The organism is Roseibium aggregatum (assembly GCF_014692675.1).
GTDB classification, from domain to species: domain Bacteria; phylum Pseudomonadota; class Alphaproteobacteria; order Rhizobiales; family Stappiaceae; genus Roseibium; species Roseibium aggregatum_C.
Window position 1 is genome coordinate 75,289 of the sequence record NZ_JABFCZ010000006.1, and the last position, 24,379, is coordinate 99,667.

Consider the following 24,379-nt stretch of genomic DNA (forward strand, 5'->3'; position numbering starts at 1 on the left):
TCCCGCCACCGGGGCAGTGGGCAGAAAAGGTCTAAAGGGTTTTCATGGACGAAAACGTGCAAAAGTCCTGCTGGGGCGTCACTGTCTGGACAGTACTCGCTCTGGGAGGCGCGCTGGCGTTGTTCATGCTTTTTCACGACCCGGACGCCGCCCAGCAGGCGGTCGCCGTCGTAAACTGACAAGCAACCAGCATATGAAAAGGGCGCGGATTTCCGCGCCCTTTTTGTTTGGGGAAAACGGAAGGCGGGGAAAGCCCGGCCAGGCCTCAGAACAGTCCCCGGGACAGGCCCGCGGACCTGTGCAAAAGACCGGCCCAGCCGTGCGGGCGCTTGACCTTGGGCGGTTTGCTGGTACCTCATCGGGATATGACCCTGCATCTGGTAAAATTGTGTGTTGGCGCGGACAGCGTGGAAAGCCTGCAGGCGTGGCTCGACTTCCGAATGGAGCAGAAGCGCCTGGCGGGGGAGCCTCTGGAGCAGACCCATACCACGCGCATGGTGCCGACCCGCAGGGATGAGCTTCTGGACGGCGGCTCGCTCTACTGGGTGATAAAGGGCCGGATCCAGGTGCGCCAGCATCTGGTCGACATCCGTCCGTTCACCGACAAGTCCGGGGTCAAGCGCTGCGACCTGGTGCTCGAACCGCGGCTGATCCTGACCCAGTATCAGCCGAAGCGGCCGTTCCAGGGGTGGCGCTACCTGAAACCGGAAGACGCGCCTGCCGATATCCGCTCCGCCGCCGAGGCGGCCGCCATGCCGGAGGAAATGCGCCGGGATCTTTCCGAACTTTGCCTGATTTAGGCGGGGAAATGCCGCGGTTCTGGAAATTTAACCTCTATAGCGCCTATTCAATTCCGGGATTGTGAGGTTCCATGGAACGTCTGCGAAGCAGAAGATCGCAGGCCCTTCTGGATACTCGAACGGATGGCAGGCTTGTTGACAGACAGTCGCTGGAATTTGCGGGTCCTGTTGGCGCACGGGCTGTTCACTTCGGTCGGGCACCGGCTGGCGCCGCCAAGGGTAATCATCCCCTACATCTATATCGCGGCCGGCGCGCCGACCTTTTTCGCAGCCATCCTCGTTCCCATCCTTTACGGGATTTCCCAGCTTTCCCAGACGCTCTCCGCGCCCCTGATCGCTTCAGCGAAATTGCGCAAAACCTATCTGGTGATGGGCAAAATCATCATGCTGGCCGGGATGGTCCTTGCGGCGGTCTCCATCCAGTTTGACTGGATCTTGGCCGTGACCGTGATTTTCCTGCTGGCGGCGGCGGTGGTCGGCGCCGGCCAGGGCGTCGGCAGTCTGGCCTACAGTACGCTCGTGCCGGAATTGCTCGACAAGGATCGCCGAAGTCTGCTGTTCAGTCTCGCTGGCGGGATAAGCGCTTGTGCTGCGATTGGGCTCGCGCTGGCGACCCACTGGTACTTTCAGGGCGGGGAGCCGCTGATAAGTCACATTACCCTCGTCTGGCTGTCCGTTTCGTGCGGGATAATCGGGATCGTCATGGTCCTGTTCGTGCGGGAACAGACGAAATCCGCCGGTACTGAGCAAAGAACAGAGGAGACGGGCAGTCGCGGCGTGCTAGGGCATTGGGAGCAGATCAAGAGCGGCTGGGCCTTCAGCCTGGAACATGTCTGGTTCCGGCATTACATCATCGCGCAGATCCTGCTGTTGTCGATTACACAGGTCGTGCCGTTCTACGCCATTCATGCGGCATCGCTGCATGGAAATGTACCCGGCTCCCTGAGTTCCATCATAGTCGCAATGTCGGTAGGCGCGATACTGAGCGGTCCGGCGCTGGTGCTGATGGCAAGGCGGTCGATCCATACCAAACTGATTGTGGGTATCTGCGCTGCTGCCCTGTCTGCAGTCCTGGCTCTTCTGATCGACGGAAACCCGGGCTATCAGCATTACCTCTACTACACGCCGATTTTCGTCCTTCTCAGTTTTTCGATGCAGGCCGTGAGCATCAACATCAGGGTATATCTCGGCGAAATGGCTCCCAGAGACGGTGGTGAATATTTCTTTTCCGCCAGCAAGATGTTTGCCGGAACCATCGGCCTGATCGTTGCCGCCGTGTTGGGCTTCCTGGCGCATTACAAGCACGAGGCTTATCCGATTGCGATCATCCTTTGTATTAACGTGATTGCGATGTTCCATGTCATTTTCTATCTGCCGCGGCTGGTCATGCCTGCTGCGGAGCAGGCGACCTGATTGCAGCTGCGGATTTGGACCACCGGCTTGTTTTGACCTGTATCTGGCCCAATTATTAAGGCTGGCTGCTGATATCGACCTGAAGGCTGACTATGGATCCTCGAAAACCGGTTGAAAAAAAGACACCTTCGACAAGCGACCCGCGGGCGCAGTCGCAGGATGTCCAAAGCCGATCGTCATCCGCAGACATTCAGGCCTTTCTGGACAGGGCGTCGGAACTTTCCGTGCCGCCGGAGGCGCGCGGGCGGCTGGTGTTCGGCCTCGACGCGACCATGAGCCGCCAGCCGACCTGGGATCAGGCCTGCCAGATCCAGGCGGAAATGTTCAAGGAAGCGGGAAAGATCTCCGGTCTGGAGATCAAGCTGGTCTATTTTCGCGGCTTCGACGAATGCCGGGCCTCACGCTGGTTTTCCGGCAGCGGCGACCTGGCGACCGCCATGTCGCGCATTGACTGCAGGGGCGGGCGGACGCAGATCCGCAAGGTCCTGTCCGCGGCCCTGACGGCGGCCCGGGAAGACAAGATTGCCGGCCTCGTCTATGTGGGCGACTGCATGGAGGAAAATGTCGACGACCTGTGCGCCCGCGCCGGGGAACTCAGCCTTCTGGGGGTACCGGTGTTCCTGTTCCAGGAAGGCAGGGATCCGGTGGCCGAACAGGCCTTCCGCGAGATTGCGCGGCTCACCCGCGGGGCCTATTGTTCCTTCGATGCGGGCTCCGCGCGCCAGCTTTCGGAGCTGCTGAAGGCCGTTGCCGTCTATGCGGCGGGCGGTCATGGCGCGCTGAAAGAGCTTGAGGCGACCGGGGGACGGGGTGCCCGGCTTCTGCTTGAACAAATGAAATAGGCGGAATGTTCTATCTTCTTCTCGGTATCCTGCTGCTGATCATGCTGCTTTACGCAGCGCAGCACTTCGTCCAGGCCAATCCTGCCGATCTGGCGAAAACACTCAGGCAAGGGGCCGGGATTGCCCTTCTGGCCATCGCGGGGATCTTTGCGGTGGGAGGCCGGTTCGCCTTTGCCGTCCCCCTGGCGGGCGTCGGCCTGTCCCTGCTCGGCTGGAAGAGGCTCGGCGGGGTATTCGGCAGTGGAAGCGGTCAGGCGACCCCGGGACAGACCTCCCGGGTGCGGACGGCCATGGTCGAAATGGAACTGGACCACGATAGCGGAGACATGAGCGGAACCGTTCTTGCCGGACGGTTCACGGGCCAGTCGCTGGGAGACCTCAGCGACGCCGATCTGAAGGCCCTTTGGGAAGAGACTGCGACGGATGCGCAGAGCCGGGCCCTAGTCGAAGCTTATCTCGACCGCAGGCTTTCCGGCTGGCGTGAACACTTCAAGGCGGATGGAGCAGAGCGGCAGGGCGGCCCTGCGAGCGCGGGCGCCATGACAGATGAGGAGGCCTACCAGATCCTGGGGCTTTCGCCCGGCGCCGGGGACGCGGAAATCCGAGCGGCGCACCGACGGCTGATGCAGAGACTGCATCCCGACCATGGCGGAACCACCTTCCTGGCGGCGAAACTCAACGAGGCTAAAGACACTCTTCTCAGAAGACATTGACGGCATCCGTTACGCAATTACTGATAGATGGCATAGCAGGCGAATTTCGCCCGTTTCAGGGTCTTGCAGGCGCTTAAGGCGGCAGTTTTCGTTTCAAAGCCGACAAAGCGCGCGCGGTAGAGGGTCTGGCCGTTGGCTTCGACCGGTTCGGTATAGGGCACGCGGCGGTGCAGGCCGGCGGCCGCCGTCGCCCGTTTCAGCATCTCGACCGCGTCGCTCTCGGTCTCGGTTGCGGCGATCTGGACCTGCCAGCCCGGCTCCTGGTCCTTGGTGTCGCTGGTGGCCACTGTCACGGTGGTCTGTTCGGGACGCTCGGGCGCTGCCGGCGGCACCGGCGGCAAACCGGCGGCCTCGAAAGCATTCGTCATGCGCTCTCTGACGACCTTAGGCGGGACCGGGATTGCTCCGGTGACGATCAAGGGGGTTTCGCGTTCCGCCTTGGTCGGCGGGGCGGCCAGGGCAAGCAGGTTCGACGGGGCCTGCGTCTCCTGTCCCGGTTTCCGGGCCGGCTTGGGAACCTCGCCCAGCTTGGCGGCGACGAAGGTCGGTGTGCGTCCGACGGACGCGATGACCTGGTCGGTCACGGGACCCTTGCTGGCGCGCGGCAGATATTCGTTGATCAGCTTCACCATCTGGGCATTGCGGGAGCGGCCGGTCTTGCCGCCCATGACAACGGCGACGATGTGACGGCCGTCGCGCCTGACGGAGGTGACCAGGTTGAAGCCGGAAGCCCGGGTATAGCCGGTCTTGATGCCGTCAATGCCCTTCACCCGGCCGAGCAGGCGGTTGTGGTTGCCGTAGCGGCGGCCATGATAGGTATAGACGCGGGTCTTGAAGTAGCCGTAATACTTCGGAAACCGCTCCTGGAGGGCGCGCCCGAGCGTCGCCATGTCCCGGGCGGTGGTGTACTGGCTGGAGTCCGGCAGGCCGTGCGGATTGCGGAAAACCGTCCGCTTCATGCCCAACTGATGGGCGGTTCGGGTCATGCGCGCGGCGAACTTGGCCTCGGAACCGCCGATGTTTTCGGCAACAGTGGAGGCGACGTCGTTGGCCGACTTGGTCACCAGCGCCAGGATGGCATCCTTGACCTTGATCGTGGAACCCGGTTTCAGCCCGAGCTTCGAGGGCGGCCGGCCTGAGGCATATTTGGAGACCTTCAGCTCGGAGTTGAGCGACAGCCGCCCGGCTTCGAGTTCCTCGAAGACGATATAAAGGGTCATCATCTTGGTGAGGGAGGCGGGGTAGCGGCGAGCGTCGGCGGACGAGGCATAAAGCGTCTTGCCGGTCTTGGCGTCGACGACGATACCCGCGTATTTGGAGTTTGCCGACGCCGGCAGGGGCGCGGACAGGACAACTGCCGCAGCAACGCCGATACGTACGACCCAACCCAGATTTCGTGCACTGCGATACAAACGCATACCAAACACAATGACAGTTCCCATTCTGGGTCACGTACTCCGATTGCTGCCCCAAACCTAACCAGTCCGGATGCCGGCTGCAATCAAGCCGTTTCCCGTATTCTTCGCGATTCATTTGATGGAATCGCGGTTACGAATGAGTAAATATAAAAGCGAGAATGCGGAAAAAATTTTAGATCAAAATTAGTATTAATAGCTCCTTAATTTTTCCTAATTCGCCTTTAATGAGTAAGGCAAGTTCTTTTTTGGGTATATTCCGAAATTTTATTATTATTATAAGTAAATTTCTCTCTATTTTGAATATTTTCGGGATTTTGGGTGAGGTTTGTTAGAGCAGGGCCTCTGGATTTCTGAATATGGTGTGTTCTGCTTGTGTGGACCTTGCCGCGAGTCTTTCCCTCGCGGCCTTGCCGACGCCGCAAAGCGGAGCGGGAATGTGCCGGGACAGTGCGTATTCCCGGTTGATGTTGCAGCGCAAAATAATCCTTGACAGAATTTGTGCGATGCATAATATAGTGTCGTAGGGTAAACAATCGCCTGTCGAGGTGGCGCGAAGGCGTGTGACGCCCGATTGCGCTATAGCTCCAGGAACAAGGGTTGAAAGAATGCTGAATAATTTCGAGGAAGTGCAGAAGCTGGGCAAGGACAACATGGACATGGCCATGGAGTCGCTCAACACCATGACCAAGGCCATGCAGGCGATCGCCGCCGAGATGGCTGACTACCAGAAGAAGTCTTTCGAGGAAGGCTCCGCAGCGGTCGAGAAGGTCGTATCCTGCAAGTCGCTCGACAAGGCTTTTGAAGCACAGTCCGATTATTTCAAGACGGCCTATGAAGGCTTCGTCGGCGAAATGACCAAGCTCGGTGAAATGTACTCCGACCTGTCCAAGGAAGCCTACAAGCCTTACGAAGGCATGCTCGGCAAGATGGGCAAGTAAGCCCGGGCCATTCGCCTATCGGCTTATCGCACCCGAACCGGGTCCCGGGCATTCCCCGGAACACCTGCCGGTTCAAGGGAATTTGAACCCGGTTCGCAAGAGCCGGGTTTTTGCGTTTCCGCCCTCCCTGAAACCGGTCGCGGGTCTTGCAATTCCCTGGTTCTGCTCCCGTCGAAATCCTTGGCCGGTTTATCGGGTGCGGCAAATGGCGGCTATCCCCAACCTTCGGCTTTCCGTCGCTTTTCGCCGGTTCCCGCCGTCTGGTTCCGGCTTTGCAACTGATCTTTTAAAAGTTTTTTCCTATCCTACATACACTGTGAAAGGCGGTGCCGGTTCAGGTCGGCAATAAACCGCAGCGCCTCGATCAAATCGACCATTGCGCAGGCGCGACTTGCGCGGCAGGATTGGTCAGGCAAGGTGGGCGAACCGGGAACGGACACGGCGGCACGGGAGACCGGGCCGCTTAAGGGTCACACAAGATTGAGGGCCTTTACTCCGGGTTTGCTGCTGATAGACTCGAGGGGTCATCGTTTGAAGGGCAGTAGGCTTAAGCATGGCAGGCGGGGCTGACTTTGAAGATGGTGACGGCGACGCCGGAACTGTTGTTGTCACCAGGACCAGAACACATACCAAGCGCCCGAATCTTTATCGGGTGCTGCTGCTGAACGACGATTACACCCCAATGGAGTTCGTGATTCACGTGGTGGAGAATTTCTTCCAGAAGAACCGGGAAGAGGCCACCCGCATCATGCTCCATGTTCATCATCACGGCGTCGGGGAATGCGGGATCTTTTCCTATGAAGTCGCCGAGACAAAAGTGACGCAGGTCATGGATTTTGCCCGGAAACACCAGCACCCATTGCAGTGCGTCATGGAGAAAAAGTGAAGGATATCACACGTGCCGTCATTCTCTCGTAGTCTCGAAAAGGCGCTCCACCAGGCTTTGGCTTTTGCCAACGAGCGCCAGCAGGAGTACGCGACGCTGGAGCATCTGCTGCTTGCGCTCCTGGACGACCAGGACGCGGCCGCGGTCATGCGTGCCTGCAACGTCGACCTGGAACTGATCCGGCGAAACCTGCTCGACTATATCGAGACGGAGCTGGACAATCTGGTGACCGACAGCGACGAGGATTCCAAGCCGACCGCCGGGTTCCAGAGGGTGATCCAGCGCGCGGTGATCCATGTCCAGTCGTCGGGAAGGGAAGAGGTGACCGGGGCCAATGTCCTGGTGGCCATTTTCGCCGAGCGGGAAAGCCATGCAGCCTATTTCCTGCAGGACCAGGACATGACCCGCTACGACGCGGTCAATTACATTTCCCACGGCATCGCCAAGCGGCCGGGCATGGCCGAAGCCCGCCCCGTCGAAGGGGCGGAAGAGGACGAAGCCCTGTCCGGCAGCACCAACGAGAAGGCGCCGAAGGCCAAGACCGATGCGCTTGAAGCCTATTGCGTCAACCTCAACGAGAAGGCGGAGAAGGGCAAGATCGATCCGCTGATCGGCCGTGACGACGAGATTTCCCGGACCATCCAGATCCTGTGCCGGCGCTCGAAGAACAATCCGCTGTTCGTCGGCGACCCGGGCGTGGGCAAGACGGCGATTGCCGAGGGCCTGGCGCGCCGGATCGTCAACGGCGATGTGCCGGACGTCCTGAAGGACGCCACCATTTTCGCGCTCGACATGGGCGCGCTTCTGGCCGGCACCCGCTACCGCGGCGATTTCGAGGAACGCCTGAAGCAGGTGGTCAAGGAAATCGAGGACTATCCGGGCGCGGTGATGTTCATCGACGAGATCCACACGGTGATCGGCGCAGGCGCGACCTCGGGCGGGGCGATGGATGCCTCCAACCTGTTGAAGCCGGCGCTCGCCTCCGGTGCGATCCGCTGCATCGGCTCGACCACCTACAAGGAATACCGGCAGTTCTTCGAAAAGGACCGGGCGCTCGTGCGCCGGTTCCAGAAGATCGACGTGAACGAGCCGACCATTCCGGACGCCATCGACATCCTGAAAGGCCTGAAGCCCTATTTCGAGGATTTCCACAAGGTCCGCTACACCAATGACGCCATCAAGGCGGCGGTGGAACTGTCGGCGAAATACATCTCCGATCGCAAGCTGCCGGACAAGGCCATCGACGTGCTCGACGAGACCGGGGCGTCGCAGATGCTGGTGCCCGAATCCCGCCGGCGCAAGACCATCAGCGTCAAGGATATCGAGAACACCATTGCCACCATGGCGCGGATTCCGCCGAAGTCGGTGTCCAAGGACGACGCGGAAATCCTGTCCAATCTGGGCACGGACCTGAAGCGGGTCGTCTACGGCCAGGACGCGGCGATCGAGACGCTTGCCTCGGCCATCAAGCTGGCCCGCGCCGGCCTGCGCGAACCGGACAAGCCGATCGGCAGCTACCTGTTCTCCGGCCCGACCGGCGTCGGCAAGACGGAAGTGGCGCGCCAGCTGGCATCCTCGCTCGGCGTGGAGCTGATCCGCTTCGACATGTCGGAATACATGGAGCGGCACACGGTCTCGCGCCTGATCGGCGCGCCTCCGGGCTACGTGGGCTTCGACCAGGGCGGTCTTCTGACCGACGGCGTCGACCAGCATCCGCACTGCGTGCTGCTGCTCGACGAGATCGAGAAGGCCCATCCGGACCTGTTCAACATCCTGTTGCAGGTGATGGACCACGGCAAGCTGACCGATCACAACGGCAAGCAGGTCGATTTCCGCAATGTCATCCTGATCATGACCACCAACGCCGGGGCCTCCGACATGGCCAAGGAGCCGGTGGGCTTCAACCGGTCGAAGCGGGAAGGCGACGACGCGGAAGCGATCAACAAGCTGTTCACGCCGGAATTCCGCAACCGCCTGGACGCCGTCATTCCCTTCGGCAACCTGCCGATGGAAGTGGTCTACAAGGTGGTCGAGAAGTTCGTCATGCAGCTTGAAGTCCAGCTCGCCGATCGCGGCGTGACCTTCGAGCTCACCGAGGATGCGGTCAAGTGGCTCGCCGACAAGGGCTACGACAGCCAGATGGGCGCCCGCCCGCTCGGCCGGATCATCCAGGAGCACATCAAGCGGCCGCTGGCCGACGAGGTGCTGTTCGGCAAGCTGAAGAAGGGCGGCATGGTCAAGGTCTCCGTCTCCGAGGACCGCGCCGGGCTGCTTCTGGAATCGATTGAGGAACGGGCGACGCCGCCGTCAAAGCCCAAGGCAGCGGCCGGTTCCAAGCCGAAGCCGAAGCGCCGGAAGAAGCCGGCCGCCAAGGCCACGGCCAAGCCGTCGAAGCCGGAAAACGGCAAGGGCGGGGCAAAGAAGAGCCTGGTGCCGAAGGTGCCTCTGGCCGACTGAGGCCCAAATCCGGAACAAGACAAAGGCCGGGATGCGGATGCGTCCCGGCCTTCGTTTTGGGTGTGCATGTTTCTCAACACGGGTCGTTCCGGACAGAACCCCGAATTGACAAATTGTCGCAATCCGTTTTTATAAGGGAACCTTCCTATTCTCCGTTTCCAGATCCTGTTTTCCAGATCCGGCAGTGATGGCTTCCAGCAACGAAATCGATCCGCCCGGCGGACCCGGTAACACCCTTCCTTCCCGTGTCTGGGCGCTCAGAGGCGCGCGGGCGGCCATGTCCATTCCGGCGCTGATCCTGACGGCTGCCTTTGTCGGCTATGCGGGACTGGCGCGCGAGACCGGTCTGTCGCTGACAGAGACCCTGGCCATGACAGGCCTGATCTGGGCGCTGCCGTCAATCGTGGTTCTGACCGGGGCGCTCAGCTCCGGGATGGGGCTCGTTCCGGCAGCGATCGCCGTCGCGCTTGCCTCCGTTCGGCTGATGCCCATGACCATGGCGCTGATGCCGATGGTCAAGGTGGAGGGGAAGACCAAGCGCTGGCAGCTTCTGATCGCCTCCCATTTCGTGGCCGTGACCGCCTGGGTCTATGCCATGCGCAACCTGCCGGACATGCCCCGGGAAGCCCGGCTGCCGTTCTTTCTCGGCTTCGGCTTTGCGATTACCAGTTTCGTCTTCTGCGCGACCGGGGTCGCCTATCTGCTGGTTGAGCGTCTGCCGCCTATCCTGGCCGGCAGCCTGTTCCTGCTGACGCCGGTCTATTTCCTCTGTTCGCTCTGGGGTGCATCCCGGCTCATGGCCGACAAGCTCGCCATGGCCATCGGGCTGGCGCTTGGGCCGGTGTTCTTTCTCTACGTCCCCGGGCTCGATCTGCTTTGGACCGGTCTTGGCGGCGGCACGGCGGCCTATCTGATCCACCGGGTTGTGCGCAGGGGGCTGTCATGAGCGATGTCGCCTGGTGGTGGCCCTATGTGATGATCGTGGTGGCCGGCTGGCTCGCCACGGACATGTGGCGCTGGCTCGGCGTGCTCGCCGGCGGGCGCCTGCGCGAGGACAGCGAGCTGTTCGTCTGGGTGCGCTGCGTGGCAACGGCACTGGTCGCAGGCGTGATCTCCAAGCTGATTCTGTTTCCCAACGGCATCCTGGCGGACTCGCCCATGTGGCTGCGCCTCGTGGCGGCAGGTGCCGGCTTTGCCGCGTTTCTGGCCGTCCGCCAGATGGTGATCGTCGGCGTTCTCGCCGGCGAGGCCGTCCTCATCGGCGGCTGGCTGCTTCTGGGCGGTGTGCCGGGGTAGGGCGATTGGTTGGTGCACTTCGTCATTCCAGACAAACGCAGCAATGCTGCGTGCTGATTGGAATCCAGATATCAGTTGCGCCGTAAGCGCGTCCAAATCAGATTAAAAGCGGTGCTCGCTGTCGCTCGCGCTATCAGCAGGATTCCAGATCTCGCGATGACGGCTTCGCGTCACGCGGTCTGGACTGACGGGAGGGGGCATCGTTTCCTACCCTTTCTTGCCTATAAATTTCCCCCAGTCCCTCTGCTATTTCCGCCATGGCCGCACGCAGGTCGGACGGGGCTAGGACTTCCGCCTCCGCGCCGAAGCGCAACAGGTCGGTACAGGAATGGCGGATGGAGCCAACCGGCAGGGTGACTGTGGTCCAGCCGGTGTCATCGGGTTGGTCGTCGAAGGCCGCATGGGCGCAGACGTAGGGTGGCAGGAAGGCCTCGAACATCTTTCGTCCCCACGGCGACAGGCGCAGCGTGGCGCGGTTCGGGTGGAGTTCTTCCTCAAGGCGGCGGGTGCTCTCGCGCCAGTAGGCGGCAAGATCGAAATCCGCCGGGCGCTCGAAATGCGTGTCGCTTAAGGAGAACTCCAGGATCCGGGAAATGCGGTAGGTGCGCGGGCTGCCGTCGACGGCGCCCGCCAGGTACCAGGACCCGCTTTTCAGCACGATGCCGAGCGGGGCGACGCGGCGCCGCTTCTCCGCTTTCCAGGCCCGGTAGCGGATGTCGATGAAGCGTTGGTCCCAGACGGCCCTGGCGACCTCCGGCAGGTAGTCCGGCTGTTCGGCCTGGGCAAACCAGGCAGGAGCATCGAGAAGAAACCGGTTCTGCATCTGCTCCGCGCCTCTGCGCAGGCCTTCGGGCAGGGCGGTCAGCAGCTTGGTTTTCGCGCCCGCCATGACGGCCCCCAGACCCAGATCGGCGGCGGGGCCCGGCAGGCCGGTCAGGAACAGCGCGTCGGCTTCCTGCGCCGACAGACCGTTAAGGCGGGTGCGGTAGCCGTCGAGAAGCCGGTAGCCACCCTCCGATCCCCGTTCGCTGTAGACTGGAATACCGGCTTCGCTCAGGGAATCGATGTCCCGGTAGATGGTGCGTTCAGAGACCTCGAACTCGTCGGCAAGCGTCCGGGCAGTCACCCGGCCCCTGGCCTGCAAGGTGAGGAGGATGGAAAGAAGGCGGCTGGCTCGCATGAAATTATTCTAATCCAACCTGACAAAAGTTGACAGGTATGCCGTTGTAGCTTGCCGCCAGTGCCGGTTTCGGCGGCCCCGGATTTGGAGAAAAGGACACCATGCCCGACAGGATCACCTTCTATTATGCACCGCAGACCCGTGCCCGCAGCGTCATGGTTCTGCTGGATGAACTGAACGCGCCGCACGACCTGCACATCCTGAACATGAAGGCCGGCGAGCAGAGGCAGCCGGAGTTTTTAGGGGTCAATCCGCTCGGCAAGGTGCCGACGATCCGGCACGGTGAGGCGGTCATCACCGAGCAGGTCGCCATTCACATCTACCTCGGCGACCTCTTTCCGGAAGCCGGGATGACCCCGGCGATCGGGGATCCGCGGCGCGGGCCCTATCTGCGCTGGTTGGTCTATTACGCGGCCTGTTTCGAGCCGGCAGTGGTGGATAGGTTCCTGAAGCGCGAGCCCGCGCCGGAGAGCCAGTCGCCCTATGGCACCTATGACCAGGTGATGGACCTGCTCCGGGATCAACTCGCCAAGGGGCCCTACATGCTCGGCGACAGGTTTACGGTGGCGGACGTTTTATGGGGAACGGCGCTCTACTGGACGCTGCAGTTCGGCATCGTCCCGGAGTACCCGGAGTTCAAGGACTACGCCGCCCGTATGAGCGAACGGCCGGCCTTCCAGCGCGCCATGGAGCGGGATGTGGCAATTGCGGCGGAGCATGAGGCCGCCGTGGCCGGGGTAGGGTGAGGCGATTGGCAAAGCCAAGTCGCCGCAAACTCTGTTGTCATCCCCGCGAAGGCGGGGATCCAATACGCCGTGTCGTTGCGGTCCAAACAACCAACCTCACGGATTACTGGATCCCGGCTCTCCGCTATCGCTTCGGCCGGGATGACAACTGAAATATGACGCGGCGCCCCTAGCCCAGGACCGCCCGGATCTTTTCCGCGTTGGCGGCGAGCACCTCGTTGTCGGCCATCTCGCCGGTATGCGGGCGCAGCTTGACGCCGTCGAAGCGGGGGATCACGTGGACGTGGGTGTGGAACACCACCTGGCCGCCTGCCGGTTCGGAAAACTGCTGGATGGTGGTGCCGTCCGCATTGAAGGCTTTCATCACGGCAGCGGCCATCTTCTTCACCGTCGTCATGACGGCGAACAGGTCCTCTTCGGCGATATCGAAGATGTTGCGCGAGGGCGCCTTCGGGATCACCAGGACATGGCCGTCGCCGCGGGGCATGATGTCCATGATCACGACGGTCTTGTCGTCCTCGTAGATCTTGTGGCTCGGCAGCTCGCCGCGCAGGATTTTCGCAAATACGTTCTGGTCGTCGTAAGCCGGTGCAGACATTTCCGTCCCCAAAATAGAAAGCTTTGGAGCGGAGACTATCGACTGGGGCGGCTCTCCTGCAAGAGCCAAGTGCCGCGGAGTCAGGACGCTCACATATTGATTCAAGGGGAACTACGAAATCGATTCAACGCCGGCTTCAGAAACTGATTCAACTTCGGGCCTGCCGGTTCAAGTATCGATTCAGGCGTTGGTGAAAACTCGAGTCAAAAGAATCGTTTGGGCGTATTCGTTGAAGGGGAGATTCATTCGTCGTCCGACTGATCCCGTTTCTCAATCTCTTCAGTGCGGTGTGGGTTTCAGGCTTAATGGCACTCAATGAAATGGGTGATGGCACTCAGGCGGTTTGCGATGGCTTCGGGGGAGAGCGTACCGCCCGGCGGCGCGGTTCTGGGGCTGATACCGTTTTGGTAAAGGAACAGCTTGGCCATGGATCCGCGAACGGCGAAGTTCACGTTCTGGGGGATGTCGCCGATCGCGTCGGCGACCAGCTTCGCATCCAGTTTGGCGACCACAACGCCGACGACCTGGCCCTGGGCGTTCATGGCCGGCCCTCCGGAATTGCCTGGTTGCACCGGCGCGGAAATCTGCATCCGGGTGCTGTCGCCGCCGATACCCTTCATGGCGGTGACCGAACCACGGGTGACGTTCAGCCCGCTTAGAAGGCCCGTCAGCGGGAAGCCGGCCACGGTGATGTCGGAATTGAGGGGCGCGGGGTTTTCGGAAAACGTGGCGAATTCCGTATTGCGGAGGGCAGGGACATGGACCAGCGCGAGGTCGAAGGTCTTATCCGTCGCCTTCAGGGCCGCTTCATGACCGTCGACCGTCAGCCGGCTGCAATCGCCGGCCACATGATTGTTGGTCAAAACGTCACCGCCTGCTGATACGGTGAAGCCGCTTCCGGAAGAGACTGTTTCCGTGTCTGAATATTCAGCCGAAGCCGGGGCTTTTGCTTCAGGCGTTGAATCGCTTCCCTCGGCGGGCGGGCGGGAGCTCAGCGCAGCGGAACCTTCTGCAGCTGCTTTTCTGCGTTCCTCTTCCTTGGCGACCTGTTTGACGGCGTCTACTCCTCGGCGCAGAACACCGCTGTCGAGACGTAACTGGCGCGTCTGCCCTGGTATGATGCTTCCTGCGACGGCTGCAAGGAAGCCTGCATCTGAATCCAGCGCCGAAACAATTGTAGTCGTCCAGGAGCCGCCGATAAAATCAGACCGAACGTAAAACGTTACACCCTTTTGATTTCTTGCTGATGTAATCCACAAATTTCTCTTTCGTATTCTGTAGGGTTCTGTCCCCTTTTTTCGTGCTTCTAATAGTAATTCGTGAAGTAAATCTTTTGATCTTTCGTTTCCTCTAGTTAGTCTATATCTTAAAGTTGATTTCTTATCGTTGAGCTCATAGAAATTCTTCTTGTATCCATCAATTTTAATATCTTTTTCAGGTATCAGGACGGCAATTTCATACGTATCCAGATACTCATAGGTCCAGAGTTTCTTTGAAAGGGTGGTTTCCGTTATCCCTGCAAGCCAGATGGCGGCCAGGGCAAGGATTTTGTTTCTTGGTGTCTTTTTAAAATTCAGTTTTTCCGAATAGCGTTCGAGGGCTTTCTGGCTGCTGCGCCCCCAAACGCCGTCAATCTGAGCCTCGTATAACCCTTCAAAGGCAAGGCCGACTTGCAAGAACTTCTTTTCAAGTATCGTGAGTCTATCGGGGTCGAATTCGTCATACACCCCGGCTGCTCTCATTTCGTTCTCGTCATAGGCCAATGCCGGACGGAAGAGGCACAGCATGAGAACGGGAAGAAGCAAGAGCAGACGCATGGCAGGACCGGGAGGTAAATCTAGCTGGGTCTACTCTATTGTTATATCGCTGCTTTTGCCAAGTTTCGTGCGCCGGTTTTGTTCTGGGGAAATGCAACTTTTCCTCTGGGAAGGTAAACGTGCGGCGGCGGCTCCGTCCCCTAATCCCCCTTGCGAAACGGTCCGTGCTCGGTGAGGGCCTCGTTTTCCCGTTCCACGGCTTCGCGCTCGTGTTCCAGATAGTCTTCTACTGCGTCGCGCAGGCCCGGGTGGACGATCCAGTGGGCGGAGCGGGTGGTGACGGGCAGGTAGCCGCGGGCGAGCTTGTGCGCGCCCTGCGCACCGGCCTCGACTCGTTTCAGGCCGTTCACGATGGCGAAGTCGATGGCCTGGTAGTAGCAGAGCTCGAAATGCAGGAACGGGTGGTGTTCCGTACAGCCCCAGTTGCGGCCGAACAGGGTGTCGGAGCCGATGAAGTTGAGTGCGCCGGCGATGTATCGCCCTTCGCGCCTGGCCATGACCAGCAGGATGCGTTCCGCCAGCCGCTCGCTGACCAGGGAGAAGAACGCCCGGTTAAGATAGGGGCGGCCCCATTTGCGCGAACCGGTATCCTGGTAGAACCGGTAGAAGGCGTCCCAGTGGGCTTCCGTCAGGCCGGCGCCGGTGACCCATTCGATCTCGATCCCGGCGCTGACCGCCTCGCGCCGTTCCTTCTTGATTGCCTTGCGCTTGCGGGAGGCGAGGTCTGCCAGGAAATCGTCGAAGCTTCCGTAATCCCGGTTCTCCCAGTGGAACTGCTGGTCGGTGCGCTGCAGGTAGCCCATGTCGCCCAGGGCGTCCCATTCCCGCTTCGTCAGGAAGGTGATGTGGGCGGAGGAGGCGCCGCTGCGCTGGCATATCTGGACGAGCCCGGAGGCGAGCGCCTGCATGCCGGTCTGCCAGTCGATCCGGGACGAAACGAAAAGCCGTCTGCCGGTCGCAGGCGTAAAGGGGACGGATACCTGGAGCTTGGGATAATACTCTCCGCCCGCCCGGTAAAACGCGTCCGCCCAGCCGTGGTCGAAGACATATTCGCCTTGGGAATGGTTTTTCAGATAGGCAGGTGCTGCGCCCCAGATGTCTCCTGTTGGGGATTGGAGAAGCAGGTGGCGGGGCAGCCATCCGGTCTCTCCTGTGGCGCAGCCGGTCTCTTCGAGGCTTGAGAGAAACTCGTGTGAAATGAAGGGGTTGAAAGAGGTCTCTTCAGAAACTGATTCTTGCGGCTCAGAGAGTGATTCAAGCAGTTGACAGTCTGATTCAAATTGAGGGTCGCGCGTGAGGCGACCTCCCGGCCCCAGCTGCCAGCCCGGATTGGCGACGCTGTTCCAGTCGTCCGCCGATACGTCTTCCATGCCGGAGAGAATGCGCAGCGTCGCGGCCTGTTCGTCCGTGTTTTCCTGTTCGGACATGACCTCAACCCTGCCTGAAGAGAATGCTCATGGCCTTAAGTGTAGGATCTCGATGCTGCACTGCAAGGGGTTTTGCACGGTGGGGTCTCTAGACGGCCACATATTCGTTGCGCGCCAAAGCCGGCTCAGCCAGCGTCCGGGTCGAAGCCTTCGAAGACGATCTGGTCGGCGTAGCGGGCGGCGCGGTCGCGTTGGTCCCTGGTGCGCACGGTCCAGGTCATCACCGGCAGGCCCAGCACCTTGCGGCAGAAGGAGGGAGCCGCTGCGGGAAGGCTGCGGATGCCGTAGGAAATGAAATGGGGCCGGGTTCTGGGCAGGTGCAGCATTTTGCTCAGGATGAAGCGCTCCATCCGTGTCATGCGCATGTATTCGCCTTCGGGCCGCATGGCCTCGGACACGATGCCGCGCAGGACGTGGGGTCGATGCGCCTTCGCAATGGAAAGCATATCCGGATCGAAGGACTTGATCGCGGCAGGCCCCTTGTAGGCCGCGACCCGGTCGACGACGTTGCGGACGAAATCCGCCTGGGCGCCCGGACGCATCAGCGATTTGATCTCGATGACGAGCGGCACCCTGCCGTCCACGAGGTCGAACAGATCCTGAAGCAACCAGAGCCTGTCGCCGCCTTCCTTCATGGCGATGCCGGTCAGCGAGGCGGTCGGCCGTTCGATGACCCGGCCGTCCGCTTCCGTCAGCCGGTCGAGGGTGTAATCGTGAAAGACCAGCGCGTCGCCGTCCGCAGTCTCCTGAACGTCGACCTCGATGGCGAAGGTCTTTTCGACGGCGGCCGCAATCGCCGTAGGCGTGTTCTCGATGACGCCGGCGTCAATGTTGTGATAGCCGCGATGGGCGATCGGGCGCGTCATGATCTGGCCGACGTCGGTCATGGTCGGGGTCTTTCCAACGGATTCAGGCGATCTCGAAGACGGCTTCGATTTCCACCGCAGCGCCAAAGGGCAGGGACGCGGCGCTGACCGCGGAGCGGGCGTGGCGGCCCTTGTCGCCCATGGCTTCGACCATGAAGTCCGATGCGCCGTTGATGACCTGCGGCTGCTGGGTGAAGTCTGCGGTGGAGTTGACGAAGCCGACGAGCTTCACGAGGCGCGCGATCTTTTCCAGGTCTCCGGTGGCGGCCTTCGCCTGGGCCAGCAGGTTGATGGCGCAGAGCTTCGCCGCCGCCTTGCCTTCGCCCACGGAAATCTCGTCACCGAGTTTGCCCACATGCTGCAGGCCGTCGGCGCCCATGGGCAGCTGGCCGGAGATAAAGAGCTGGTTCCCTGAAAGGACATAAGGCACGTAGTTGGCGGCCGGTGCGGCAGGCGAGGGCAGTTCGACACCGAGTTTGGCGAGGCGGGCTTCAACGGTTTCAGACATGCGGACGAAACTCCATGTTCGAATAGCCGGGATCGGACAGGTGGCGTTTTTCTGAAACAAATCCCCGCCGCCTGCAAGGGCTAATGGCCGAAAGGCGCAATTGCCTGGCGCGGCGAGGCCGGAACCATCGGTTGAGTGTGGCTTGCGTGAATTTACCAGGAAAAGGAATTTGTGGCGGGAACAGTCTAGCGGAGCTGTCTGGAAGCGCATAATGTTCGGGCTGGTAGTCAGGGCAGGCAGTGTGGCCTGGCGGATTTGCAAGGGGAAATAGAGATGCAGCGCGTGACAGGAACCATCCTGGCGAAAAGCGCCGTCTTGTTCGCAGCAGGCCTCGTCTCTCTTGTTTCGGTCGGGCAGGTTCTGGCAGCCGGTCTTGTGCCCCACCGGGCGGTCTATGACATGGAGCTGGACAAGGCGGAAGACGGAACGGGGATCTCCGCGCTCAGCGGTCGTATGGTCTATGAATTCAGCGGCAGTGCCTGTGAAGGCTACAGCGTGTCCTTCCGCTTCGTGACCGAGTTTCAGGATGTCTCCGGCGCCTCCCAGGTGACGGACCTGCGCTCCTCGACCTATGAGAATCCGAAGGAAACATCGTTCCAGTTCTTCAGCAAGACCTATGTCGATCAGAAGCTGGTGGAAAAGACCCGGGGAATCGCGCGTCAGGACGATGGCGAGAAAACCATCGAGCTGCAGGAGCCGGGGCAGCGCACGCTGACGATTTCCGGGAGAACCCTTTTTCCGACCGAGCATCTGAACAAGATCATTGAGGCGGCGCGCGCAGGTCAGAGCTTCGTCAGCGCCGATGTCTATGATGGTTCGGAAACGGGCGACAAGGTCTATGCCACGACCGCCGTGATCGGCGCGCCGACGACGGAGGACGTCCCGCTCAGCGACGAACCGTCGGCCGCAGCCTCCCGCCTCAAGCAGGCCCAGGCCTGGCCGGTGACCATTGCCTATTTCGATCCGACCCAGGAACAGGAGGGTGAGGAGACGCCGGTCTATCAGATGACGTTCCTGCTTTATGACAACGGCATCAGCCGGCAGCTCAAGATGGATTACGGCAAATTCAGCCTTCGCGGTAAGCTGCGGCAGCTCGAACTGCACGAGGAAACCGGCTGCACCAATTAGCGCAGGCTCCCAGGGGCAGACTCCTAGCTCTGCCCGCCGCTCTTGTTTCCTTTTTCCGGCGAACGCTTTTCCCGCTTGGCCGCGTGCACCAGGCCGAGTTCCACGGTGCTGCGGCCGAATTTTTCCCGGATCGTGTCCATGGCGAGTTCCGCCTTCTTCCGGCGGCCGGCGCCCTCGTCGAGCAGATCCTGCGGGTCCGCCTGGCGCGGGTCGGAGAAGTCGCTGATACCGATGCCGATCAGGCGGAACCTGCGGCCGTCGGTTTCCTTCTTCAAAAGATCCTCGCCGGCGCGGTAGATGCGGTCGGCAAGCTGGGTCGGGTCGGAGAGCTGGCGCGCCCGGGTAATGATCTTGAAATCCGCCGTCTTCAGTTTCAGCGACACGGTGCGTCCGGCGAGCTCCGCCTTCTTCAACCGGCGTGACACCTTTTCAGCGAGGTCCCGCAGGATCGGGCGCAGGGTGTCGAGGTTAGCGATGTCCGTGTTGAATGTGGTTTCCGCGCTGACGCTTTTTGCGCCCCGGTGGGGCGTGACCCTGCGATCGTCCTCGCCCTGGCAGAGCTGGGCAAGCCGCAGGCCCATGGCGCCGTAGCGGCGGGCGAGATCCGCCGGCTCCATCAGTTGAAGCTGGCCGATGGTCCTGATCCCCTCGGAAGCCAGTTTCTGCTGAAACACCTTGCCGACGCCCCAGATCATGCTGACCGGCTTCTCCGCCAGGAAGGATTTCGCCTCCGCCCGGCCGACGACGGAAAATCCCCGGGGCTTTTCCAGGTCGGAGGATAGCTTTGCCAGAAACTTGTTCGGTGCCAGACCGACGGAAGCGGTGATGCCGATGTCCTCCTCCAGGGCGCGGACGAAGGCGGCAAGCGTTTCAGCAGCGCTTGCGTGGTGCAGGCGTTCGGTGCCGGTCAGATCCAGGAAAGCCTCGTCGATGGAAATCGGCTCGACCAGCGGCGTCAGCGCGCGCATGCGCTCGCGGATTTCGCGGCCGACGGCCTCGTATTTGCGCATATTGGGCTTGATCACCACCGCATCCGGGCAGGCTTCAAGGGCCTTGAACATGGGCATGGCGGAGCGCACGCCGTAGATGCGGGCGATGTAGCAGCAGGTGGAGACCACGCCCCGCTGGCCGCCCCCGACAATGACCGGCAGGTCGCGCAGTTCCGGATTGTCGCGTTTTTCGACGGACGCATAGAAGGCATCGCAGTCGATGTGGGCAATCGTCAGTGTGTCGAGTTCCGGATGGGCAACCAGGCGCGGGCTGCCGCAGCGGGGGCAGCGGTTGCGGCCGACGGGCATGCGAGCGCCACAGTCCCGGCAGAGCGCGCGCAGCGGCTCCGACCGGGCGGCAGTCTCCGATGAGGTCGGCCCTTCAACCATGGATGCCTGGCCCGCAACTGGTTTCTAAACTTTGCTCAGAATACCGCCGATGAAGTCTCTTGTCCGGGTCCAATCGCCGGTCAGGAGATCAATGTGAACCGAAGGCTTCACGGCGGCGCGAAAGTCCTTGTCGGCAACGAACTGGATCTGGACCGCGGACGGCAGGCTGGCGTTGACGGAGACGTGGTTCATCGGACTGTCGTCGATGAAGACCAGAGGAACGGGTCTGCCCGCGGCGAGAGCGGCGACGGCGCCTCCCTTGGCTCCGGAATTGGTCAGGAGCGGGTAGGGAACGCCGAAGTCCTGAAGAAGCTTTTCCCGTACCGGCTTGTTATGGGGCCCGGGCATATTGGTCAGGAGGACGATGTCCCAGTCCGAGTGAAGGTCCTTCAAGGCCGTGTCTGCCCCTTCGACCAGCTTCTGGCGATGGCTTTCCTCGTCGAAAAAGCTGTCGACGAGTTGTCGCACAGCCTCCTGGCTGATCGGCGTGTTCGAACCGATCGGTGCGATATTGCCGGTGAACCTGTACCCGCCGGAGAGGAATGTCAGGTTCTTTGCCGCCAGAAACTCCGTGAAATGACCGGCCATGTGCAGGATGACCTCGTCCACGTCGCACACGATCAAAGGACGGTCCGACTTGGGCAGAGCGCTGATCTGGCAGAGGACCTGGGCGGAGGGGACGGTCGGCTCAGCCATAATCGGACGGATCTCCAACGAGCGCGAAGCGGGCTGCGGCGATCATGGTCGGGCGCAGACCGGCATTTTCGCAATAGGTCAGCAGCATGGCTTCATCGGCCATGTAGAACTCCAGGACACCGGCAAGGAAGCCCGGTTCCTCGGCCGCTTCGCGAATCGATTCCGGTCCGAGTCCGGAAACGGCCAGGAATCTGCCGATCTGTTCGGGATCCCGCGTCAGCTGCAGGAGGGCCTCGACAGCAATTTCCTGAGCAGATTCAAAGGTCATCTGTTTGCCGCGTTCGCCAAGCATTGTGTTTTTTTGCCTTTCCGAAACGATTCCACGCTAATACAGACCCTAATGCGAACCGTAGACGCGTTCCAGCAGCCATGGGCAGCGGGGACAACGGCGGGCACCGTCCGTCACACAGGGACCGGCAGAAGCCGGGAAAAGGGCCGAGACATGGCGAAGACCGTGCTGATTGTGGAAGACAACGAGCTGAACATGAAGCTCTTTCATGACCTGCTCGAGGCGCACGGTTACGACACCTTGCAGACCCGGACGGGTATAGAGGCGCTTGAGCTCGCCCGGACCCACCATCCGGACTTGATCCTGATGGACATTCAGTTGCCGGAAGTATCCGGCCTGGAAGTGACCAAATGGATCAAGGAAGACGAGGACCTGAGCGCGATTCCCGTGATCGCCGTGACCGCCTTCGCCATGAAGGGCGACGAGGAACGCATCCGCCAGGGCGGGTGCGAGGCCTATATTTCCAAGCCGATTTCCGTTGCGAAATTTCTGGACACCGTCCGCTCGTACCTGGGCGAAGCTTAAGCGGCTTTTCAAAGTTGCTTTGCCGCAGCGTGGCTTGACCAGGAAACATTACCGGCGTCCTGCACGTCCGTTAAGGTTACGAATTTACTAACTTCGCACGTCGATTGTGCAAAATCTTGCCCGAGTGTTGATTTCCGGCACCACTCTAGTAGTGTGACGCCACGAAAGAACGGTCTTCTTGAAAGATCTTTTACTGGTTTGTACGGCGTTTTTCTGCCGTGTGGTTTTACCACAAACCAGGGTTCCCTACGGAGTGCTCAGGTCCGCCGCATCTCCTGGGTCCGTGGGGCAGGCCGGCGAGAGAGTGGGGCGAAGAGTGGCCTCCTCGAACACCTGCTTTCCGCCGGCCACCTTTCTTCTGCAACCCGAATCGGAACGTTCAGCCTTGCCTCACTTGCGTGCGGCGGAGAGCGGAAATCGCAGAGCTATCTGACTGTACCCTTATTTCATAATTCCTGAAAATAGTATGTATTTTTGTCAATAATACAATAGATATCAATACTATGTGCTTGGTGTCTATTACCTCGATTGGTGGGGTGAGAACGTAAAGTTCATATTATTTTAAAACAAATTGAGCCTTCTTATCCCTACGGGACTTCTCGAGGGGAAGAGCTATGAAATTGAATATCAAGAAGATGAAGATCACCACATCCATGGCTCTTGCCAGTGCCGGGTTCCTGACCGTGGCGATGTTCGTGATCGGCTTCATCGTTTATGACGTATCGAGCGATCAGGCGAAAAGTCGTGCGGTCGCCAAGCAGGACACCAACCTCCGCGTGGCGGCGACCCTTTTCCAGGAGCGCGTCGACGGTGCAAAGGTGACCTGGGGAGCCGACGGCAACGTGAAGCGCATTGAGCTGGCTTCGATCCCGGAATTCACATCCCATGACCTGATCGACACGATCGGGCGGATGACCGGAGAAACGGCAACCGTTTTCGCCTGGGATCCGGAGACAAAGGATTTCTGGCGCAAGACCACCAATATCATCAAGCCGGACGGGAAACGGGCGGTCGGCACACCGCTCGGCCAGAAGGGCGCCGTCTATCCGGTGGTGACCGCCGGCAAGACCTTCCACGGCCAGGCAACGATCCTGGGCAAGGATTACTACACGATCTATCAGCCGATCTTCACGCCCGCGAACGACATCATCGGCATTCTTTATGCCGGGGTCGAAAAGGCGGAAGTGCAGGCGAACGTCTCTGAAATGATGACCAGCTTCAGTCTGCTGGCGGCGCCTGTGGTGATCGTGGCCGTCCTGCTGACCATGTTCATGGTCGCCCGTCTGCTGCGGCCGTTTTCCGAGCTGGCCCAGATTACCGGACGGATCGCGGAGGACGACCTGGCTGTCGATATTCCCTTCACCGACCGGTCGGACCAGATCGGCCAGATGGCCCAGGCGGTGGAAACCCTCAAGCGCCGCTCCATGGAACGGTTGGAGCTGGCGGAAAACCAGCATGTGAACGAGCGGGAAACCGCCGACAGGCAGACCCGGGTCCAGGAATTGATCGCCTCGTTCCGGACCAGCGCCTCCGACCTTCTGGCGTCGGTTGCCGAAACGGCGACCAGCATGGACCAGACCGCGGGCAGAATGACCGACATCGCCCAGGAAAGCGCAAACCACGCCAGCGATACGCTCAACGCCTCGGACGAGGCGACAAGCAACGTGCAGACGGTCGCCAGCGCGGCGGAGGAGCTGTCCGCTTCCATCGGGGAGATTTCCCGCCAGGTCGCGCAAACAACCGAGGTTGTCGCGCGGGCCACTGAAGGCACGCGGATGACCAATGAAAAGGTCGAGGGCCTGGCGGAATCCGCCGGCCGGATCGGCGAGGTTGTGACCCTGATCCAGGCGATTGCCGAACAGACCAACCTTCTGGCGCTGAATGCCACCATCGAGGCGGCCAGGGCTGGAGAAGCCGGCAAGGGCTTTGCGGTGGTTGCGGCGGAAGTCAAGGAACTGGCCACCCAGACGTCCAAGGCCACGGAAGAGATCGGCGCGCAGATCGCCGCCATCCAGGGAGCGACCAAGGAATCGGTCCAGGCGATCGGCGAGATCACCGAGATCATGGAAGAGGTCAATTCCTACACTTCCACCATTGCCGCGGCCGTCGAGGAACAGGGGGCAGCCACCAACGAGATCTCCCAGAACGTCGCGCGCGCTTCGGAAGGCACAATGTCGGTGTCGTCCAACATGTCCAAGCTGTCGGAAACGGTCGACCAGACCTCGTCTTCCGCCAAGGATGTTCTTGCCGCGTCGGGAGACCTTTCCGCCAGGACCGAACAGCTCAAGGAAGAGGTCAACCGCTTCCTGGAAGGTGTCGCCGCGGCCTGACCGCCGGGACAATCGGCTTCGAAACCAAGCCCATCCGGGCGCCGGACGTACAGTCCTGCATCCGGGTGGGTTTTTTCGTTGAGAGACAAATCCTAAAGACTGGCGGGAACTCCACCACTTGTTGTCA

Annotated in this window: 24 protein-coding genes; 14 read left to right on the plus strand and 10 right to left on the minus strand. The window is 60.9% G+C overall.

Translation table 11 applies throughout. The annotated features are described in order from the left end of the window. Positions 1–56: 56 nt before the first annotated feature. From HK439_RS27085 to HK439_RS06465, 5 genes are all read left to right on the plus strand, one after another. The gene (locus HK439_RS27085) at positions 57–179 is read left to right on the plus strand and encodes a hypothetical protein (protein ID WP_268956872.1); all 123 of its coding nucleotides are present in this window, start codon (positions 57–59) and stop codon (positions 177–179) included. A 186-nt stretch (positions 180–365) separates the two neighbouring features. Then, a complete protein-coding gene (locus tag HK439_RS06450) occupies positions 366–800 on the plus strand; it encodes a DUF1489 family protein (protein WP_190290569.1) in 435 nt (144 codons plus the stop codon). Between the two features lie 123 nt (positions 801–923). Then, positions 924–2,213 carry an MFS transporter gene (locus tag HK439_RS06455; RefSeq protein ID WP_190290570.1) on the plus strand — a complete coding sequence of 430 codons (1,290 nt, stop codon included), beginning with the start codon at positions 924–926 and terminating at the stop codon, positions 2,211–2,213. A 92-nt stretch (positions 2,214–2,305) separates the two neighbouring features. Continuing rightward, positions 2,306–3,055 (plus strand): VWA domain-containing protein, encoded by a 750-nt coding sequence (locus tag HK439_RS06460; protein ID WP_190290571.1) that lies wholly within the window; start codon positions 2,306–2,308, stop codon positions 3,053–3,055. A 5-nt stretch (positions 3,056–3,060) separates the two neighbouring features. Then, positions 3,061–3,768, plus strand: coding sequence for a DnaJ domain-containing protein (locus HK439_RS06465; RefSeq protein ID WP_190290572.1), 708 nt, complete (start codon positions 3,061–3,063; stop codon positions 3,766–3,768). 17 nt (positions 3,769–3,785) lie between these two features. Here the strand turns inward: HK439_RS06465 and HK439_RS06470 are convergent, their stop codons facing one another. After that, a complete protein-coding gene (locus tag HK439_RS06470) occupies positions 3,786–5,210 on the minus strand; it encodes a D-alanyl-D-alanine carboxypeptidase (protein ID WP_235987645.1) in 1,425 nt (474 codons plus the stop codon). Between the two features lie 581 nt (positions 5,211–5,791). Between HK439_RS06470 and HK439_RS06475 the strand changes: the two genes are divergently transcribed. The 5 genes from HK439_RS06475 to HK439_RS06495 all read left to right on the plus strand — a co-directional run bounded on the left by HK439_RS06475 (position 5,792) and on the right by HK439_RS06495 (position 10,763). Next, positions 5,792–6,124: a phasin family protein gene (locus HK439_RS06475; protein WP_190290573.1), complete on the plus strand. Its 333-nt coding sequence runs from the start codon at positions 5,792–5,794 to the stop codon at positions 6,122–6,124. 553 nt (positions 6,125–6,677) lie between these two features. Then, entirely contained in the window at positions 6,678–7,010 is a 333-nt protein-coding gene (gene clpS / locus HK439_RS06480; protein ID WP_190290574.1) for an ATP-dependent Clp protease adapter ClpS, read from the plus strand. A 12-nt stretch (positions 7,011–7,022) separates the two neighbouring features. Then, positions 7,023–9,467 carry an ATP-dependent Clp protease ATP-binding subunit ClpA gene (clpA, locus tag HK439_RS06485; protein ID WP_190290575.1) on the plus strand — a complete coding sequence of 815 codons (2,445 nt, stop codon included), beginning with the start codon at positions 7,023–7,025 and terminating at the stop codon, positions 9,465–9,467. 187 nt (positions 9,468–9,654) lie between these two features. After that, a complete protein-coding gene (locus HK439_RS06490; RefSeq protein ID WP_190290576.1) occupies positions 9,655–10,413 on the plus strand; it encodes an AzlC family ABC transporter permease in 759 nt (252 codons plus the stop codon). After that, the gene (locus tag HK439_RS06495) at positions 10,410–10,763 is read left to right on the plus strand and encodes an AzlD domain-containing protein (RefSeq protein WP_190290577.1); all 354 of its coding nucleotides are present in this window, start codon (positions 10,410–10,412) and stop codon (positions 10,761–10,763) included. The genes HK439_RS06490 and HK439_RS06495 overlap by 4 nt, the downstream gene beginning before the upstream one ends. 133 nt (positions 10,764–10,896) lie before the next feature. Here the strand turns inward: HK439_RS06495 and HK439_RS06500 are convergent, their stop codons facing one another. Next, on the minus strand, positions 10,897–11,943 hold the full coding sequence (locus tag HK439_RS06500; protein WP_190290578.1) for a helix-turn-helix transcriptional regulator: 1,047 nt from the start codon (positions 11,941–11,943) through the stop codon (positions 10,897–10,899). Positions 11,944–12,044: 101 nt separating this feature from the next. On the opposite strand from HK439_RS06500, the gene HK439_RS06505 reads away from it, so the two are divergent. Further along, positions 12,045–12,689 carry a glutathione S-transferase family protein gene (locus HK439_RS06505; RefSeq protein ID WP_190290579.1) on the plus strand — a complete coding sequence of 215 codons (645 nt, stop codon included), beginning with the start codon at positions 12,045–12,047 and terminating at the stop codon, positions 12,687–12,689. A gap of 169 nt (positions 12,690–12,858) precedes the next feature. Here the strand turns inward: HK439_RS06505 and HK439_RS06510 are convergent, their stop codons facing one another. From HK439_RS06510 to HK439_RS06530, 5 genes are all read right to left on the minus strand, one after another. Then, the gene (locus tag HK439_RS06510; protein ID WP_190290580.1) at positions 12,859–13,287 is read right to left on the minus strand and encodes an HIT family protein; all 429 of its coding nucleotides are present in this window, start codon (positions 13,285–13,287) and stop codon (positions 12,859–12,861) included. Between the two features lie 302 nt (positions 13,288–13,589). Further along, positions 13,590–15,104: a S1 family peptidase gene (locus HK439_RS06515; protein ID WP_190290581.1), complete on the minus strand. Its 1,515-nt coding sequence runs from the start codon at positions 15,102–15,104 to the stop codon at positions 13,590–13,592. A gap of 140 nt (positions 15,105–15,244) precedes the next feature. Continuing rightward, positions 15,245–16,531: a GNAT family N-acetyltransferase gene (locus HK439_RS06520; RefSeq protein ID WP_190290582.1), complete on the minus strand. Its 1,287-nt coding sequence runs from the start codon at positions 16,529–16,531 to the stop codon at positions 15,245–15,247. A gap of 125 nt (positions 16,532–16,656) precedes the next feature. Further along, positions 16,657–17,418 carry a glycerophosphodiester phosphodiesterase family protein gene (locus HK439_RS06525; protein ID WP_190290583.1) on the minus strand — a complete coding sequence of 254 codons (762 nt, stop codon included), beginning with the start codon at positions 17,416–17,418 and terminating at the stop codon, positions 16,657–16,659. Between the two features lie 22 nt (positions 17,419–17,440). Beyond that, positions 17,441–17,905 (minus strand): RidA family protein, encoded by a 465-nt coding sequence (locus tag HK439_RS06530; RefSeq protein ID WP_190290584.1) that lies wholly within the window; start codon positions 17,903–17,905, stop codon positions 17,441–17,443. A gap of 273 nt (positions 17,906–18,178) precedes the next feature. Between HK439_RS06530 and HK439_RS06535 the strand changes: the two genes are divergently transcribed. After that, positions 18,179–19,033 carry a cell envelope integrity EipB family protein gene (locus tag HK439_RS06535; protein WP_190290585.1) on the plus strand — a complete coding sequence of 285 codons (855 nt, stop codon included), beginning with the start codon at positions 18,179–18,181 and terminating at the stop codon, positions 19,031–19,033. A gap of 23 nt (positions 19,034–19,056) precedes the next feature. Here HK439_RS06535 and HK439_RS06540 read toward each other — a convergent pair whose 3' ends face one another. From HK439_RS06540 to HK439_RS06550, 3 genes are read right to left on the minus strand one after another with little or no spacing between them, the layout of a single operon-like run. Continuing rightward, complete coding sequence (locus HK439_RS06540; protein ID WP_190290586.1) at positions 19,057–20,412, minus strand: DNA polymerase IV; 1,356 nt, start codon at positions 20,410–20,412, stop codon at positions 19,057–19,059. A gap of 24 nt (positions 20,413–20,436) precedes the next feature. Then, positions 20,437–21,108: a hypothetical protein gene (locus HK439_RS06545; protein ID WP_190290587.1), complete on the minus strand. Its 672-nt coding sequence runs from the start codon at positions 21,106–21,108 to the stop codon at positions 20,437–20,439. Next, complete coding sequence (locus HK439_RS06550) at positions 21,101–21,376, minus strand: DUF3572 domain-containing protein (RefSeq protein ID WP_209011604.1); 276 nt, start codon at positions 21,374–21,376, stop codon at positions 21,101–21,103. The genes HK439_RS06545 and HK439_RS06550 overlap by 8 nt, the downstream gene beginning before the upstream one ends. A 174-nt stretch (positions 21,377–21,550) precedes the next feature. Between HK439_RS06550 and HK439_RS06555 the strand changes: the two genes are divergently transcribed. Then, positions 21,551–21,922 (plus strand): response regulator, encoded by a 372-nt coding sequence (locus HK439_RS06555; protein ID WP_190290589.1) that lies wholly within the window; start codon positions 21,551–21,553, stop codon positions 21,920–21,922. A 614-nt stretch (positions 21,923–22,536) separates the two neighbouring features. Continuing rightward, complete coding sequence (locus HK439_RS06560; protein WP_190290590.1) at positions 22,537–24,252, plus strand: methyl-accepting chemotaxis protein; 1,716 nt, start codon at positions 22,537–22,539, stop codon at positions 24,250–24,252. Positions 24,253–24,379 lie beyond the last annotated feature (127 nt).

Bases quoted from the DNA above. Each gene is read 5' to 3' on its own strand.
- HK439_RS06450 (WP_190290569.1), top strand. From the start codon at position 366: ATGACCCTGCATCTGGTAAAATTGTGTGTTGGCGCGGACAGCGTGGAA.
- HK439_RS06455 (WP_190290570.1), top strand. From the start codon at position 924: ATGGCAGGCTTGTTGACAGACAGTCGCTGGAATTTGCGGGTCCTGTTG.
- HK439_RS06460 (WP_190290571.1), top strand. From the start codon at position 2,306: ATGGATCCTCGAAAACCGGTTGAAAAAAAGACACCTTCGACAAGCGAC.
- HK439_RS06465 (WP_190290572.1), top strand. From the start codon at position 3,061: ATGTTCTATCTTCTTCTCGGTATCCTGCTGCTGATCATGCTGCTTTAC.
- HK439_RS06470 (WP_235987645.1), bottom strand. From the start codon at position 5,210: ATGGGAACTGTCATTGTGTTTGGTATGCGTTTGTATCGCAGTGCACGA.
- HK439_RS06475 (WP_190290573.1), top strand. From the start codon at position 5,792: ATGCTGAATAATTTCGAGGAAGTGCAGAAGCTGGGCAAGGACAACATG.
- clpS (WP_190290574.1), top strand. From the start codon at position 6,678: ATGGCAGGCGGGGCTGACTTTGAAGATGGTGACGGCGACGCCGGAACT.
- HK439_RS06490 (WP_190290576.1), top strand. From the start codon at position 9,655: ATGGCTTCCAGCAACGAAATCGATCCGCCCGGCGGACCCGGTAACACC.
- HK439_RS06495 (WP_190290577.1), top strand. From the start codon at position 10,410: ATGAGCGATGTCGCCTGGTGGTGGCCCTATGTGATGATCGTGGTGGCC.
- HK439_RS06500 (WP_190290578.1), bottom strand. From the start codon at position 11,943: ATGCGAGCCAGCCGCCTTCTTTCCATCCTCCTCACCTTGCAGGCCAGG.
- HK439_RS06505 (WP_190290579.1), top strand. From the start codon at position 12,045: ATGCCCGACAGGATCACCTTCTATTATGCACCGCAGACCCGTGCCCGC.
- HK439_RS06510 (WP_190290580.1), bottom strand. From the start codon at position 13,287: ATGTCTGCACCGGCTTACGACGACCAGAACGTATTTGCGAAAATCCTG.
- HK439_RS06515 (WP_190290581.1), bottom strand. From the start codon at position 15,104: ATGCGTCTGCTCTTGCTTCTTCCCGTTCTCATGCTGTGCCTCTTCCGT.
- HK439_RS06520 (WP_190290582.1), bottom strand. From the start codon at position 16,531: ATGTCCGAACAGGAAAACACGGACGAACAGGCCGCGACGCTGCGCATT.
- HK439_RS06525 (WP_190290583.1), bottom strand. From the start codon at position 17,418: ATGACCGACGTCGGCCAGATCATGACGCGCCCGATCGCCCATCGCGGC.
- HK439_RS06530 (WP_190290584.1), bottom strand. From the start codon at position 17,905: ATGTCTGAAACCGTTGAAGCCCGCCTCGCCAAACTCGGTGTCGAACTG.
- HK439_RS06535 (WP_190290585.1), top strand. From the start codon at position 18,179: ATGCAGCGCGTGACAGGAACCATCCTGGCGAAAAGCGCCGTCTTGTTC.
- HK439_RS06540 (WP_190290586.1), bottom strand. From the start codon at position 20,412: ATGGTTGAAGGGCCGACCTCATCGGAGACTGCCGCCCGGTCGGAGCCG.
- HK439_RS06545 (WP_190290587.1), bottom strand. From the start codon at position 21,108: ATGGCTGAGCCGACCGTCCCCTCCGCCCAGGTCCTCTGCCAGATCAGC.
- HK439_RS06550 (WP_209011604.1), bottom strand. From the start codon at position 21,376: ATGACCTTTGAATCTGCTCAGGAAATTGCTGTCGAGGCCCTCCTGCAG.
- HK439_RS06555 (WP_190290589.1), top strand. From the start codon at position 21,551: ATGGCGAAGACCGTGCTGATTGTGGAAGACAACGAGCTGAACATGAAG.
- HK439_RS06560 (WP_190290590.1), top strand. From the start codon at position 22,537: ATGAAATTGAATATCAAGAAGATGAAGATCACCACATCCATGGCTCTT.